General features: G+C 44.5%; 18 protein-coding genes. 13 read left to right on the top strand and 5 right to left on the bottom strand.

Going from position 1 to position 15,038, the window contains the following annotated elements; all coding sequences use genetic code 11:
- Positions 1–115 precede the first annotated feature (115 nt).
- From vsple_RS08365 to vsple_RS08325, 8 genes are all read left to right on the top strand, one after another.
- Complete coding sequence (locus tag vsple_RS08365) at positions 116–373, top strand: type II toxin-antitoxin system Phd/YefM family antitoxin (RefSeq protein WP_261881724.1); 258 nt, start codon at positions 116–118, stop codon at positions 371–373.
- Positions 361–663, top strand: coding sequence for a type II toxin-antitoxin system RelE/ParE family toxin (locus tag vsple_RS08360; protein WP_255230509.1), 303 nt, complete (start codon positions 361–363; stop codon positions 661–663). The genes vsple_RS08365 and vsple_RS08360 overlap by 13 nt, the downstream gene beginning before the upstream one ends.
- 217 nt (positions 664–880) lie before the next feature.
- The gene (locus vsple_RS08355; RefSeq protein WP_261881723.1) at positions 881–1,213 is read left to right on the top strand and encodes a type II toxin-antitoxin system RelE/ParE family toxin; all 333 of its coding nucleotides are present in this window, start codon (positions 881–883) and stop codon (positions 1,211–1,213) included.
- Positions 1,200–1,514 carry a helix-turn-helix domain-containing protein gene (locus vsple_RS08350; RefSeq protein WP_255230510.1) on the top strand — a complete coding sequence of 105 codons (315 nt, stop codon included), beginning with the start codon at positions 1,200–1,202 and terminating at the stop codon, positions 1,512–1,514. The genes vsple_RS08355 and vsple_RS08350 overlap by 14 nt, the downstream gene beginning before the upstream one ends.
- A 549-nt stretch (positions 1,515–2,063) precedes the next feature.
- A complete protein-coding gene (locus tag vsple_RS08345; RefSeq protein ID WP_261881722.1) occupies positions 2,064–2,573 on the top strand; it encodes a hypothetical protein in 510 nt (169 codons plus the stop codon).
- 135 nt (positions 2,574–2,708) lie between these two features.
- Positions 2,709–3,482 (top strand): phosphotransferase, encoded by a 774-nt coding sequence (locus vsple_RS08340; RefSeq protein ID WP_261881721.1) that lies wholly within the window; start codon positions 2,709–2,711, stop codon positions 3,480–3,482.
- Between the two features lie 123 nt (positions 3,483–3,605).
- Positions 3,606–4,244, top strand: a complete 639-nt coding sequence (locus vsple_RS08335; protein ID WP_261881720.1) for a DJ-1/PfpI family protein — start codon at positions 3,606–3,608, stop codon at positions 4,242–4,244.
- Between the two features lie 126 nt (positions 4,245–4,370).
- Positions 4,371–4,736 (top strand): VOC family protein, encoded by a 366-nt coding sequence (locus vsple_RS08325; RefSeq protein ID WP_261881719.1) that lies wholly within the window; start codon positions 4,371–4,373, stop codon positions 4,734–4,736.
- Positions 4,737–5,021: 285 nt separating this feature from the next.
- Here the strand turns inward: vsple_RS08325 and rplY are convergent, their stop codons facing one another.
- Complete coding sequence (gene rplY / locus vsple_RS08320) at positions 5,022–5,300, bottom strand: 50S ribosomal protein L25 (RefSeq protein WP_255230512.1); 279 nt, start codon at positions 5,298–5,300, stop codon at positions 5,022–5,024.
- A gap of 369 nt (positions 5,301–5,669) precedes the next feature.
- Between rplY and vsple_RS08315 the strand changes: the two genes are divergently transcribed.
- Together vsple_RS08315 and vsple_RS08310 are read left to right on the top strand one after the other, a co-directional pair.
- Positions 5,670–6,398 (top strand): glycosyltransferase family 2 protein, encoded by a 729-nt coding sequence (locus tag vsple_RS08315; protein WP_261881718.1) that lies wholly within the window; start codon positions 5,670–5,672, stop codon positions 6,396–6,398.
- 16 nt (positions 6,399–6,414) lie between these two features.
- Positions 6,415–7,671 (top strand): LssY C-terminal domain-containing protein, encoded by a 1,257-nt coding sequence (locus tag vsple_RS08310; protein WP_261881717.1) that lies wholly within the window; start codon positions 6,415–6,417, stop codon positions 7,669–7,671.
- 59 nt (positions 7,672–7,730) lie between these two features.
- Here vsple_RS08310 and vsple_RS08305 read toward each other — a convergent pair whose 3' ends face one another.
- From vsple_RS08305 to radD, 4 genes are all read right to left on the bottom strand, one after another.
- Complete coding sequence (locus vsple_RS08305; protein WP_261881716.1) at positions 7,731–9,077, bottom strand: ATP-binding protein; 1,347 nt, start codon at positions 9,075–9,077, stop codon at positions 7,731–7,733.
- Positions 9,078–9,137: 60 nt separating this feature from the next.
- The gene (locus vsple_RS08300) at positions 9,138–9,797 is read right to left on the bottom strand and encodes a response regulator transcription factor (protein ID WP_261881715.1); all 660 of its coding nucleotides are present in this window, start codon (positions 9,795–9,797) and stop codon (positions 9,138–9,140) included.
- 106 nt (positions 9,798–9,903) lie between these two features.
- Positions 9,904–10,305 (bottom strand): PepSY domain-containing protein, encoded by a 402-nt coding sequence (locus vsple_RS08295; protein ID WP_255230517.1) that lies wholly within the window; start codon positions 10,303–10,305, stop codon positions 9,904–9,906.
- A gap of 131 nt (positions 10,306–10,436) precedes the next feature.
- Positions 10,437–12,179, bottom strand: coding sequence for a DNA repair helicase RadD (gene radD, locus vsple_RS08290; RefSeq protein ID WP_255230519.1), 1,743 nt, complete (start codon positions 12,177–12,179; stop codon positions 10,437–10,439).
- A 95-nt stretch (positions 12,180–12,274) separates the two neighbouring features.
- Here radD and rsuA point away from each other — a divergent pair, with 95 nt between their 5' ends.
- From rsuA to vsple_RS08275, 3 genes are all read left to right on the top strand, one after another.
- Positions 12,275–12,970 carry a 16S rRNA pseudouridine(516) synthase RsuA gene (gene rsuA, locus vsple_RS08285; protein WP_032552205.1) on the top strand — a complete coding sequence of 232 codons (696 nt, stop codon included), beginning with the start codon at positions 12,275–12,277 and terminating at the stop codon, positions 12,968–12,970.
- A gap of 125 nt (positions 12,971–13,095) precedes the next feature.
- Complete coding sequence (locus vsple_RS08280) at positions 13,096–14,307, top strand: Bcr/CflA family multidrug efflux MFS transporter (protein ID WP_255230522.1); 1,212 nt, start codon at positions 13,096–13,098, stop codon at positions 14,305–14,307.
- The gene (locus vsple_RS08275) at positions 14,307–14,969 is read left to right on the top strand and encodes a DUF2913 family protein (RefSeq protein ID WP_261881714.1); all 663 of its coding nucleotides are present in this window, start codon (positions 14,307–14,309) and stop codon (positions 14,967–14,969) included. Before vsple_RS08280 ends, vsple_RS08275 begins: the two co-directional genes overlap by 1 nt.
- The last annotated feature ends 69 nt before the right edge of the window (positions 14,970–15,038 follow it).

Genomic DNA, 15,038 nt, shown 5'->3' with positions numbered 1-15,038 from the left:
CGGCGGCATTGGTATTGCGTTGCTTAAACCTTAACAGGCTCGTTAGCCGTCATGGAGCTTGCTATACTAAAGTGATAGAATAGTATCACTTTAGTATTCCTTTGGAGCAGCTCCCATGAAAGTAGAACTAGTTACATCACTCAAACGTCAAGCAACTAAGATCCTCGCCGATCTCCATGACACCAAAGAACCAGTGTTAATTACTGAGCATGGTAAGCCATCTGCTTATCTAGTTGATGTTGATGATTACGAATTTATGCAAAATCGTTTAGCTATTCTTGAGGGTATTGCACGAGGTGAGCGTGCAATAGTTGATGGTAAAGTGGTAAGTCATGATGAAGCCAAGGACAAAATGTCGAAATGGCTGAAGTAATCTGGACTGAACCAGCGTTATCTGACCTCAATGATATCGCTGAATACATCGCACTTGAAAATATCGTAGCTGCAAAGCAGTTAGTACAAACGATCTTTTCCAAAGTCGAACGCCTACAAACTTTCCCAGAGTCAGGTCGTATTCCACCCGAGCTAGAACATTTAAGTTATCGTGAAGTTGTCGTTAATCCATGTCGTGTTTTCTATAAACAAGACGGTGACAAAGTGTTTGTTCTGTTCGTTATGCGTGTAGAGAGAGATTTGCGTAAATTCTTGTTGGGTAAGCAATAGCCTTTGGTAATGAGTGCTAACAAACTGTTTAGGAGTGATTCGCAACACGTGGCATTTTTAATATGCGTTGATTTTAGTGTTTTAGGTGGTTTGCGGCGGCTTCGGTATTGCGTTGCTCACATATATAGTTCACTACAGATCTGCACCTCAAATGACAATAACTACGTTAATCACGTATAGTTTTGCTATCTGTACGCCACTTGCGTATACTTTGCGCATGAAAAGTGTATTCGTCGAATCAACTATATTTGAAAAGTACCGTAGTGAATACCTCAGTGATGAAGAGTTTAGACTTTTCCAAGCTGAGTTAATGTCCAACCCGAAACAGGGGGACGTAATTCAAGGTACAGGTGGTTTGCGAAAGGTTCGATTTGCAAGTAAAGGTAAAGGCAAGCGTGGTGGCTCTCGCGTTATCTATTACTTCCTCGATGAAAAGCGTCGTTTCTACTTGCTGACGATTTACGGCAAGAATGAAATGTCGGACTTAACCGCAGACCAAAAGAAACAACTAAAGGCTTTTATGGAGGCGTGGCGTAATGAGCAATCGTGATTTATTTGCAGAGTTAAGCTCAGCACTTGTTGAGGCTAAAGAGCATTCAGAGGGCAAGCTTACCCTTAAAACTTATCAAGTTAACGACATCAGTGAGTTAAATATCTCACCTGATGAAATCGTGAGCATTCGAGAGCAGTTTAATATGTCTCGTGGTGTTTTTGCTCGTTTGTTGCATACTTCATCTCGTACACTAGAGAACTGGGAACAAGGGCGTAGCGCACCAAATGGGCAAGCTGTAACCCTTTTAAAACTGGTTCAGCGTCATCCAGAAACTCTGTCGCATATCGCTGAGCTATAACAAAGCGTTCAGGAAGGATAGTCAACGTGTGGTGACTTGATGTTTAGGGTGGTAAATTGAAGTTTGGTGACAGCGCGTTGCTGCCCCTTAACGAGGCACTGGCGGATCCCCTCACAATTCACCTAACCCACAAGTGTGCGTGAGGCACTGATATTCCACCATTGCCCAATGATATTAGGACTCTTGTATTCGATATATCCGGTGACAACGTACTTTCTTACCAAGCCTAGGTATGGAGAGTACTCGACGATGTGTTGAGAGCTCGTCCCATTTTGGTGAGAGTTAGATCAGAGCCGTTGATGAAGGCGTTAGTAGCAAGTATTAGAGATCTCAGTCGTTTTTTGTAAGTGTTAGGGCATTGCTCTTCAATAGTTTGCTGTAGAATTTGAACGTCGCGCATCGTTAGGGTTCCCTCTTAAATCCATTTAATCAGGTGGCTTTTTGGCGAAACTCATTAGATTAGAATGAGCGGTGCGCGTTTACTCATTGTTTTATAAGAAAATTATGAGGTTGTTCGTAAGAATTGGGCGTTATGCGCTTGGAGGTTAAATGGTGACGTTCACAGAAAAAGAGTTAGATGCTGTGTTGAATAATGCATTTGAAAATAATCCTGATTTTCTGAGATGGTTCGTTCATCAGACAAAATTTAGAAGTGGTGGATACAAGTACCTGTGGTCTCGTTCAGACCATCCTTGGGGAACAATTGACTTCGAAAGGCTTGATCCTGCAACTAATGGTAAGGTGACCGAAAGGCGTCAATCTGAAACAGATATTCTGGTGGTGCTTGAGGGGCAAGATGGTGGTAGGGTTGCTTTCCACATAGAGAACAAATTATCCGACGGGCACTTTACGGAATATCAAGCGGAAATGTATTCGCAAAGAGCTAAACAGTGGATGAACAAAGATAAGTTCAAGAGCTATACAGACTTCCAAACCATCCTAATTGCTCCTAAATACTTTTATAATAACAACATAGAGAAAGCTAGGTTGTTTGATTGCTATATAAGCCATGAAGATATTGGTACGTATCTGGCGGAGTTCGCTATAGAACGCACATAACAAACTGCTCAAGACAGATTCGCAACGCGTGGCATTTTTACTATGCGTTGGTTTTAGTGTTTAAGGTGGTATGCAGGGGCTTCGGTATTGCGTTGCTCACCCTTTAGCATGGCGTTGGTTGCACAGGGAGGTATCGTGGAAGAATTATTAGGCGGAAGAGAATCTGCAATATATCGAGATGGTGAAGTTGTCTACCGACCTCTTCAGCCATGGAGTTCTACAATTCACCTTATTTTGAAACATCTTAAACGAGCAAAAGTAGATGAGGCTCCAAAGTTTTTAGGTGTCAATCAAAACCAAGAAATCTTAAGTTTTGTCGCAGGTAATACCTACAATTATCCACTAGTTGGCGCAATCGCAACAAATGATGCACTCATGTCTGCGGGTAAATTATTACGTAAAATACATGACTCAACAGTTTCACTCTTGGAGCAAACTGATGTTAATGCACATCGATGGATGTTAGAACCGAGAGAGCCATTCGAGGTTATCTGTCATGGTGACTTTACCCCATACAATGTTGCTCTCTCCGAGAACACAGTTGTAGGTGTATTTGACTTTGATACTGCGCATCCTGCGCCAAGAATATGGGATTTAGCATATTCAGTATATTGTTGGTCGCCTTTCAAAACTGACAGCAATGATAAGTTAGGCACAACTTCTGAGCAGTTAACTAGAGCTAAGTTGTTCTGTGATAGTTACGGTGCAACTAAGTCCGAAAGAAATCAACTAGCGGACGCAATGATTGAGCGATTACAGACTTTAGTTTTGTTCATGCGCAGTGAAGCTGAAAGTGGTAATGAAACCTTTGCTGAAAACATAGAGCAAGGTCATCTTCAAGCCTATCTAAATGACATAAAATACATCACTGAAAATAAACAAAAAATTCAGTGCACGTTGTGCAACTAACAAGCATTTCTGAGGGATTCGCAGCGCTTGGCAGTTTCGCTGCACTCAAGTATAGCCAAGCTTCGTTCACACTTTAATGTGGCATTATGCGATTCATGAGGTCAGCGAAAGGAATAGAAATTTATGTACAAAGTTGGCGTTGTTATATTTGATGACTTCACAGATGTAGACTTTTTTCTTATGTATGATTTGCTTGGGAGGACAACCGATAGTTGGACGGTCAGCATACTAGGAACTAAACCAGAACACCAATCCCAGCTTGGCATGAAAGTTAGAACTGACGGACATATTTCAGAGGTGACTAACCAAGATGTCGTTCTTATCACTAGTGGTAAACGTGGTATTCCAGCAGTGATGAAAGAAGCTGAATTTATGTCAGCATTGAACCTTGACCCAAAGAAACAGCTAATTGGTTCGATTTGTGCTGGGTCATTCATCCTTAATGAACTCGGTCTACTGAAAGGTAAGTCATTAACCACGAATCCAGACGCTAAAAGTGTTCTACAAAAGATGGGAGGAGACGTTCAGGATCTGCCTTTAGTGGTAGAAGGTAACATAGCCACTGCCGGAGGCTGCCTTTCACTGATGTATCTCATTGGTTGGTTGGCAGAGCGGCTTTTTGACTCAGGTAAACGAAAAGCTATTCAGAATCAATTAATCCCAGCTGGGCAGTTAGAGCTTTTTGAAGAGCTCATTACCACAACTATTCAGTCAGCAGAGTTAAAAAATTCGTATAACCAAGCGTTTAAGATTGATTCGTAACGCTTGGCAATTGTGGTTTACGCTGGTTTTGGTGTTTAAGGTGCAATGCAGGAACTTCGGCATTGTGTTGCTCACCCCTAAACGCTGCGTTAGGCTACAAGCAGTTGCTACATAATGGAGATGGAAATGGAAAACTTGAACACCGTAGAAATAAAGTCTTTTGTTCCCGCTAAAGACTTTGAATGCTCCAAGCGCTTTTATCAGATTATTGGCTTTGAAATGGCATCTGAGTTTGACGGAATTGCATATTTCAAATCAGGCTCTTGTTCTTTCTTGCTTCAAGATTTTTACGAACCTGCTCACAGCAACAACTTTATGATGCACCTCTTAGTTGAAGGTGCGCAAAGTTGGTATGCGCATGTTTTAAAACTCAATCTAGACAATGAGTTTGGTGTAAAGGTCACAGAACTTATTGAGCAGCCTTGGGGAATGCTCGAATTTTGCCTTACCGATCCAAGTGGTGTGCTGTGGCGTATAGCTGAGAATCAGTAGCCTAGCAAAGCGTTCAAGATGGATTCACAACACTTGGCATTTTCGGTTTGCAGTGTGTTTGTTTTAGTTACGCTTGAGCACGGGGTGTGGAAATGGTTGAAGGGCAAGGCTCTGGGAGCTGGTCTTGTTAGATGAAGGCAATAGGGCTTTTGTACCCTTCAAAAACGGTGAAACCCCGATGTTGGTAGCATCGGGGTTTCGAATTTTTAGATTTATCGATTGGTAAGGTCGATTTATCTTTTATGCAAAAGGTTGGATTTATCCAACTAATTCCTTGGTAGGGAATTAGATGCGGATGAAGTCCATGTGCTCAACTTTTGGCTTGTAAGCGTGACGTTGAACGTCTTGTGGCTTAACCTTAACTTCTGCGCCGTCGATCACTAGAGTGATTGCTTCGTAGAATTCAGGCTTATCCATTTGGTTGATCACGTCGTCGTGTACTAGCGCGATAGAAACTGGCGCTGCTTCACCACCGTAAACAACTGCTGGGAATTGACCAGCGTGACGTAGGCGGCGGCTCGCACCTTTACCTAGTTCAGTACGTACTACTGCTTCGAATTTCATAGTTTTACTCTCAAATTAGTAAAAATTAAGTTCACACCTCAATGCGACCTTGAGTGTGTGGTAATGCTCAACATAAACAAGTTCATGTTTGAGCGAGCGCGGATACTAACACTCAATTCATGATTGAGCAAGCAAGATCCCCACTTGGAAATAAAATAAACGAGCAAATTGGTGTGTTTGTAGAGAAAACCACCGGAAGTGCTCGTTTTTGCTATTTTATCTGTTTTCAGCACTGTCACCAAATCCATTTTAACCTTCATCAAATCATCACGTTAATGAACGGAATATGAATGCCAAACTAAGGGTTGGTTAAGGCGTACCTAGTTAATCTTATTGCTACTTAAACAGCAGAACGTAATAGGTGGATTTATGGAACCGATCAGCATTGTAGTTATCACGTTAAACGAAGAGAAGCGCATTGGGCGTCTAATGGAAGAACTGAGTGTTCAGACGCATCAAGAGTTTGAAGTTATCGTAGTTGATTCAAATAGCGACGACAAAACCAGAGAGGTCGCTCAAGCGTATGAGAGTGCGTTACCTTCCCTTACTGTTCATCATATGCAAGAGCGAGGTGTGAGTTTAGGTCGTAATACAGGCGCTTCGCTCGCGAAATACAACCGTATTCTTTTCTTAGATGCCGATGTGGCACTGCCAAGAAACTTCTTAGCTAAAGCTTTGTACGAACTCGATGAGCGTAAGCTTGAAGTGGCAGGCGTTTACATGAGCTCGAAAGGTTTACCTTTAGTACATAAGTTTGGATACGGCTTGTTTAACATTGGCTTATTCGCAACCCAGTTCTTTTTCCCAACGGCTATTGGTGCCTGCATTTTCTCGACTAAGCGTGTTCATCAGGAGATAGGTGGCTTCGATGAAGAGATTGTACTGTGCGAAGACTGTGACTACGTGAAGAGAGCCAGCAAAACATGGCGTTTCCGTTTCCTCAATATGACATTTGGTTTTGACCCAAGACGTTTAGACCAAGATGGCGTTGTTGAAACTGGTATGACTTACCTTAAGGCAAACGTACGTCGATTCTTCAAAGGCGAAATGCGCAACAACGAAATGAACTACCAGTTCGGCCACTACAGAGAGCAATAATCAGAAAGGTATCGCTATGTTTGAGGGACTAGGACTGTTTTTAGGCGCATTAGGTGATGCGCTGATCGGCCCCAATCTTTTTGTACCGGGTGAGCCGTTTTTCATTGCTGCAGGGTATCAAGCTTATTCTGGTGTATGGTCGGCCTTGGTATGGGTAATGTTGGGTGGCTTTATCGGTGATCAACTTAGCTACTTTATTGGTTCGAAATGGGGTTTTCAGGCACAGAGAAAGTTGATGGCTCATCGACCGAAAACTAGGCGATTGATAGCGCGCTGTCGATACCTTGTCGCCAGAAAGGGAACCTACATAATTCTGTTTGCACGCTTGCTTGGCCCTATTGCTTGGGTTGTGCCGGTTATCGCTGGATCGCACCGGGTCTCTTGGCATAAGTTTTCACTGCTGTCGACCATTGGTCTGATACTGGGTGGTGGTCAGTTTATCTTTTGGGGAGCACTACTGGCTCATGGCCTAGAGCATTTCCCGATGTTGCAAGGGGTTCAAACCTTGATCTTAGAGCATCAGAGCTTGTTGATTGGTCTGTTTTTAGTAGGTGTGTTTGCCACTCTTGCTCGTCGACTTAGGTGGCGAAAAGTGATGCTTAAATCGAGTGCACTGCTGGTGGCTTGGCTGCTATACGCAAACTATGCTCACTTCTTTTGGAAAGCCGACGACTTTAACACGCAACCTTCAGAGTTGGCGAGGTTGGCGATACATTTAGATGCGGTTACATACAAGGCGTTTCCGGGGAAGTCTTCTTTTTATGACGCACAAGCAATTAACGTTGTGTATATAGGTGAGAGCCCGCGAGAACTGATGGGTGAGCTTGGTTGGCTCGAGAATCAAACCTTTTCTCGTAACGAGATTGAATGGGCGGGTTACTTAACACTGCTAAAAGAAAATACGCCGCCCGTTTCCGATCTGTATTGGCGAGGTGAGCCACAAGATATGGCATTTCAGTTACCTGGTAATCTGATGAAACGCAGTCATATTCGATGGTGGCGAGCAGGAGTAGACCCAGTGACCCAACAGACGAAGTGGCTAGGTGCGATCAGCTATGACAACGGATTAAAGCTAACGCCATACTCAGGCATTGTGACGATTTTGCATAACATTGATCCGAATGTTGATGCAGAGCGTGACAACTTAGAACTGCAAGTGAGACAAAACCTTCCTCAGTTATCGATAGAACAACAGCCCTTAGCGAGAGCCGAGGTTCTAAACGATGACCATGATTACTTTACCGATGGCAATATCTTGGTGATAGGAGGGTAAGGGAATTAAGAAAAGCGATTACATGAAAAGAGGTATTGAGTTGTGTACCTTTTTTCATTTTAACTTTGAGACAACTGCAGAATAAGCGTAGCTTTTAAACCGCCCATCGAGCTTTTTTCTAAATTGAGTTGCCCGCGATAGCTATGGGCCATCTCGTTTACGATATTGAGTCCTAAACCTGTCCCCGGCGTTGTTTCGTCTAGGCGCACGCCACGTTTAACCGCTTGGCTCATTTTCTCTTCCGGGATACCCGGTCCATCATCCTCGATAATCAGCTCAATTCGACCTTCGCTCAGCTCGTTGGAGTGAACTCTGATAATGCTGGCAGCCCATTTATAGCTATTTTCTAGTAGGTTACCGATCATTTCATCAAGATCGGTTTTCTCGACGGCGACCTCAATCTCTGAATCTAACTCGTTGATCATAGTGATTTCATTGGCCGCATAAACTTTATCAAACGCCATTGAAATCGCTTCGACGCGTTCACAAGGCGAGGACTTCACCGATAGGATGTTCATCGCACCCGCCATACGAGCGCGACCTAAATGATATTCAATCTGGCTCTGGATTTGGTCAATCGGTTGCTTCAGTAGGTGTTGGTTCTCTTCAGGCAGTGAGTTCACTTCATTTTTAAGTACTGACAGTGGCGTTTTTAAGGCGTGAGATAGGTTACCAGCATGGTGTCGAGCACGCTCTAACAACTCTTGATAATGAAAAAGTAGGGCGTTCAAGTCAGAGACTAGTGGGGAAACCTCTTTGGGATAGCTATCGCTGAGACCTTGCTGTTCCCCTTTACGTAGCATCGCCAGTTCGCGCTGCATTTTGTTGAGAGGAAGGAGCGACCAACTCACTTGAATACCAATCAAAAGCAGAACGCCAACAAACAACAATCCTAAAATAATCCAAACCTGACCAGTTAAATCATGGAGGGTCGATTCAAGCGGATCTTCATCGATACCTATGGTTATGGTGACAGGGTCACTTAACTCAGGTAGGTAGATCAGTTGCTCGATATAAATCAGCTGCTCTTTGTTTGGGCCTTTAATCGAGGTATGGATAGGGGATCGCTTGATATCCATATCTTTATCCCACAGTGAACGTGAACGAATCACTTGTCCTTGGCTTTCTGCTCGCCAATAAACGCCACTGTAAGGTTGATTAAATCTTGGATCAGACAGTCGCTCTAACATCATCAGCATGCCCGAGTCGTTGGTTTCGATATTGGCAGTGAGTTCGTCCATAGTTAAGCTTAGCTGCTGTTTTTGATCATCAACCAAATAGTCATTAACCAGCTTTGGAATACCAATGCCAGCGGCAAGAATCATGGCGCCTAACCAAAAAGCCGCAGCAAGGAGCAAGCGGCTTTTTAAACTGATATTTTTGAAGGTTTTTTTATTTAGATTCATCACTATTTTGGTTCACTTTTGTCTAGGGTCAAAGTGAACCACTCACAGAGAGAAGAGGGATCAGTCAGCGTTAAGCTGATAGCCTAAACCACGCACGGTCTTAATGATCTTAGGTGCGATTTTTTTGCGAATGCGGCCAATGAATACCTCTACCGTATTAGAATCACGGTCGAAGTCTTGCTTGTAAATGTGCTCAACCAATTCTGTACGCGAGATAACCTTGTCTTTATTATGCATGAAGTAAGCAACCACTTTGTATTCAAGCGCGGTTAAGCTTACTGCTTGCCCTTGCCAAAGCACTTTCGAGCTACGCGTGTCTAGGCTTAAATCACCGATTTGTTGGATTGGTGATGCCGAACCGGATGCTCGGCGCAGTTGGGCACGAATACGGGCGATCAATTCAACCATTTCAAAAGGTTTGGTGAGGTAGTCATCGGCACCTGCATTCAAGCCTTCTACACGCTGAGTTAAGGTGTCACGTGCACTTAGAATGAGCACTGGTGTGTTGATATTCTCGTCTCGAATGCCTTTCAATACCGTTAACCCGTCGAGTTTTGGCAAGCCGAGGTCTAGAACAATCGCATCCCACTCTTCTGACGTTGCGCGATAAAGTGCATCAATACCATCTTGTGACAGTTCAGGCACCCAATCGGCTCCTTCGAGAGTTTCAATAATCTGTTCGCCTAAACGCGGTTCATCTTCAACGACGAGAATTTTCATGATTGGCTCTTCTTGCTTGTTGTTATTCGTTATTGTGTGTTGTTGTTCGTTATTCGCAGCGGGCAATATTGCTATTGCAGCGATTTATCATCGTTATTGTGGCGACTTATTCGCTGTCGGTTTTAATCGCTTCTTTAAAGTTTCGACCTTTGATCATCAACATTTCTAACGTCTCAGCGTTGTATTCGACCTTAATGATGTTGTTCTTGTAGTTGATTTTTAGTTCGTAGACCCAGATGTCGTCGTCCTCTTCGAGTTCAACTTTAATGATGCGACCATGTAGATCATTTTCTACCGCAGCGTACATCTCGGAAAATGGACGAATGTAGCCTTCTTGAACGGCTTCATAAACTTCGTCTTGATCTTCTTCAAACTCGATGCGGGTGCCTTCCTTATGCACATCTTGAACGAGGTCGTGCCCGTTAGGCTGTGATCCCGCCCATGCAGAGCCGGAACTCACTAAACCAAAGCTTAAAGACAGCAAAGAAATCATTGCTTTACTAAACATAGCGAATCCTAGGTAACCTTGATAGTAAGTAGTATAAAAAAGTGAAGATGAACAGAAAGTGAACCGTACCCATATTGAGACTTTAGCAGCCTTTGTTGTGAGGTTGATGACACAAGAACGGTAAACTAGGACTAACGCTCCTGGAGTTCATCATCAAATATCTTGTCACGCATCTTCCAGAAACGACCGACCTTACGTGCAATAACAAACTGTGGTGGTCTGAATCGATGTTGGTGAGCGACCACTTTGGTTGGAGACGCTTCCTCAAAAGGGCGATGCCTATCAGCTAAGTGCGGACGAACGAATTGGTCTTTGAAAGTTTGCTTTTGCTTCTTGGTTGTTAACGACCAAAATTCATGAACTTGTGCTTGGTTTTCACCGCGATACGTTACTTTAAGTTGAGATTTACCTTTGTCGTCCTTGAAGACGTTGAGGTCCATTTCTAGACATTCAAATACCAATGCATCTTTAAGGTTCAGTGCATCTTTTAGTTTTTTGTCTGGATCAACTAAGGTTGCGTCACACTCATGGCAAATTCGTGCTGCGATGTCATTGTCGGCGCCACATTCTCCGCAATACTTGGCTCGGAATCGGTAACCACAATGCTCACGCTCGCCAGTCTCTTCATCGGTGAAATAGCCTTGGCATTTACGACCAAAGTGTTCTAGCAAGAAACCATTACTATCGAGCTTGCCCCAGAAGTTGTTATTGAAACCGCAAGCCGGGCAAGGGATGGTGATGATTTCGCTGTCAGAGTCTGGCTTCGGATCGCCGACTTCTGGTTGGTAGAGATCGTAACTGTTACCTGCGTAGTCCAACACCAGACACTCTTCTTTGCCCGGAGACAGACGAAGACCACGACCAACGATTTGCTGGTAAAGACTGATTGACTCAGTAGGACGCAGAATTGCAATCAAGTCCACGTGCGGGGCATCAAAGCCGGTGGTCAGTACTGAAACGTTTACGAGGTACTTGGTTTTGCGCTGCTTAAAGTCGTTGATGATCTGATCGCGCTCTAAGGTTGGAGTATCGCCAATCACAATGGCCGCTTCCCCCTCTGGCAGTAAACCAAGGATCTCTTGAGCGTGGCGCACAGTGGCGGCAAACACCATGATGCCTTGTTTGTCTTTCGCTAGATGAATGATCTGCTCAACGATTTGTGGTGTTGCGCGTTTTGATTGTTCGATCACCATATCTAGCTCGGCCTCTTTGTAGCGGCCTGTGTTGGCGGGCTTTAACTGTGAGAAGTCGTAACTTAGTACCGGTGCATCAATCATGCGGGCAGGGGTTAAGAAGCCTTCGTCGAGAAGATAACGAATAGGTAATTCAAAGATACAGTCGCGGAAGAACCTTGGCTCTTCAGATCGCACTTGGCCGCGAGTATGGTATTGGTAAATCCAACCCATACCCAAGCGATAGGGTGTTGCTGTTAGGCCAAGTACCTTAATGCCTGGGTTATTCTCTCGTAGGTGAGCAATCACTTTCTGATAGCTGCTGTTTTTCTCGTCGGGTACTCGGTGACACTCATCGATAACCAAGAGTGAGAACTGATTGGAAAAGGCATCAAGGTTGCGTACTACTGACTGTACCGAGGCAAACACCACTTGCTGGTCGGTCTCTTTTCGACCTAGCCCTGCCGAGAAAATTGACCCTTTCAAGCCATAGCCTTCGTACTTCTCGTGGTTTTGTTCAACAAGTTCTTTTACGTGTGCCATCACAAGAACTCGCCCTTTTGCTAGGCGTGCTAACTCAGCAATCACCAAGCTTTTACCTGCGCCAGTAGGGAGCACCAGAACTGCTGGAGTCTGGTGTTTGCGAAAGTAATGGATGACAGATTTTACGGAGTCGGCTTGATATGGGCGGAGTGTATACATACTGCGTCTTGTAAAGTAGTAAAAATAGTGTGAAATCGCTCAACTAATTGAGCAAAGGTGACTATAATACCTGACTTAGATTAGTTGAGGTATTCATGCGTTTAGATAAATTTCTATGTGACTCATTAGGCGTCACTCGAAAAGAAGCAACACAGATTTTAAAATCAAAAACAGTGACAGTGAACGATGTCATGCAGAAAAGCGGTGCCACCAAGGTTACCGAAGAGTGCGTTGTTGAATGGCAAGGCAATGAACTGCGTGTTCAAGGTCCACGTTACATCATGGTTTACAAGCCTGAAGGTTTTGTTTGCTCGCATGAAGATAGCTCTAATCGCACGGTTTTTGACCTGCTTGATGAGATCAAGATGGACAAGCTTCACTTTGCTGGTCGCCTAGATGTGGATACCACGGGCCTAGTGCTTGTGACCGATGATGGTCAATGGTCTCACCGTATTACTTCACCAAAACACAAGTGTGAAAAAATGTATCGCGTTTGGCTGGTGGACCCAGTTGAGGACGATTACGTAGAGAAGTTCAAAGAGGGTATTCAGCTGAAAAGTGAAGATGGCCTTACTCTTCCTGCACATCTTGAAGTACGTGCGGAGCGTGAAGTGCTTCTTACTATCCATGAAGGCAAGTACCACCAAGTTAAGCGTATGTTTGCTGCACTAGGCAACAAAGTAGAAGCGTTACACCGCGAACGTATTGGTGAAATTGAGATGGATGAATCTTTGGAGCTAGGTGAGTACCGTTACCTGACTCAAGAAGAGATCGACTCTATCTGGAAGTAATCTTCCTCTCTGTTTTACGCCGACCAAGGATAGCGTCGGCGATTCATTTTGACTGGTACTAGGAAAGTCTCAGCCAATATTCTGTTTGCGTGCAAGCGCAACTCTTAGTATTTCGTCGGAGATTTATGCAAACCCAAACTACCCCTAGTTCCCAACCCGAAACGCCTCAGCTAGGTTTAATGCTGTTTTTGATTCTCGGTGCAATTGGTGCTTTGACGCCACTTGCCATCGACATGTATTTGCCTGCGATGCCAACTATCGCCAAAGACCTTGGTGTGACCGCTGGTGAAGTTCAAATCACGCTTACAGCTTACACCGCTGGTTTTGCGCTAGGACAGCTGCTTCATGGCCCATTAGCAGACAGCTATGGTCGTAAACCGGTTCTGTTGATTGGTGTGGTTCTGTTTGCAATAGCGTCTATGGTCAGCGCAACCACGCATGGCATTGAAGCATTGACTTATGTTCGTACCGCTCAGGGTTTTGCGGGCGCAGCGGCAGCCGTAATCATTCAAGCTGTCGTGCGAGACATGTTTGATCGCGAAGATTTTGCAAGAACCATGTCGTTCGTTACTTTGGTGATGACGGTTGCGCCGCTGGTGGCACCAATGATTGGTGGTTACTTGGCATTGTGGTTTGGCTGGCGCTCGATTTTTTGGGTATTGGCGATCTTCGCCATAATCGTGATTCTGGCAGTATCGTTTAAGATCCCTGAAACCTTGCCGGTAGAGAAGCGTCAACCGTTGCGTTTTAAAACGACGATGCGTAACTACTTCCGTCTGTGCAAAAACAAAACGGCAATGGGACTTATCTTCTCGGGTGCGTTTTCATTCTCGGGTATGTTCGCGTTCTTAACGGCTGGGTCGTTTGTTTACATTGATATTTACGGTGTACGTCCAGATTTGTTCGGTTACCTGTTTGGCTTAAACATTGTTGCCATGATTCTGATGACCAGCATTAATGGTCGTTTGGTGAAAAAGGTAGGCTCTCATACTATGTTGAGAGTGGGACTGGCGATTCAACTACTTGCGGGTATTGGTCTATTTATTGGCTGGAGTTTAGACCTTGGTCTTTGGGGTATTGTGCCATTTGTGATGCTATTTATTGGCACACTATCAACGATCGGCAGTAATACAATGGGCTTGCTGCTCAGCGGTTACCCAAACATGGCTGGCACAGCTTCGTCTCTGGCGGGGACATTACGTTTTGGTACGGGCTCTGTAGTGGGTGCAATTGTTGCGATGCTACCGAGTGATAGCGCTGGCTCGATGGTCATAGTGATGGCTGTGTGTGCCGTACTTTCAGCGCTACTTTATTGGACATTAGGAAAGAAGGCATAATGTCAAAATACTACATTGAAATTCAAAAGCTGGTTAACACAGCACTCGATGAGTTAACAGCTCTACACAAATCTGGTAAAGCGGTAGACGCGCCGATTGCCAATAACCTTTACTTGGTGCGCTGGGTAACTAAGGCGATAAAATCGCAAGCTTATGACCGCTGTGTCGCTGCCGATCTGATTCGCTGGCAGAAGCAGGGTCGCTCTAAAGGCAATAACTCGGATCTGACGTTCACCTTCCGCCGTATTTCTGCGTTTTACGCAAAGTTCTTCCCACAAGGTGAAGAACCAAAGCCGCTTAAAGACAGTGACGTTGAAGCCTTCATGGATAAGATGTACGACATGGGTTGGAGCGTTTCAAGCGAAGACGAACTGACCACAGGTGGCAAAATTCAATTTTTCACCGATGGCGAGCACTCATTCGCACTTTGTGGCAAGCAGTGTGACGACTCATTCGATGGTGAGTTGATGGCTAAACCGATGAACTGGTTTGTTCGTGGTAACCACGCTGAGTTTGTGCAAGCTGCTATGGAGTCTGGCTTTATGCTTCATAAAGTGACTGACTATAAATCCGCAGTGAAATATCACGGTGAATACATCGTGTACCCAGCGAACCAAGGTAATCAGCTAGCCGAGATCCCAATCAGCTTTGTTGCTGCGTAGTAGATACGGGATACGAGATGAGAGATACGAAGAGCGGAATTATCCGCTCTTAAATCTTTTCTCATCCCG

This window comes from Vibrio pelagius, from assembly GCF_024347575.1.
Classification (GTDB): Bacteria; Pseudomonadota; Gammaproteobacteria; order Enterobacterales; family Vibrionaceae; genus Vibrio; species Vibrio pelagius.
This window is presented reverse-complemented; position numbering and strand designations above follow the sequence as displayed.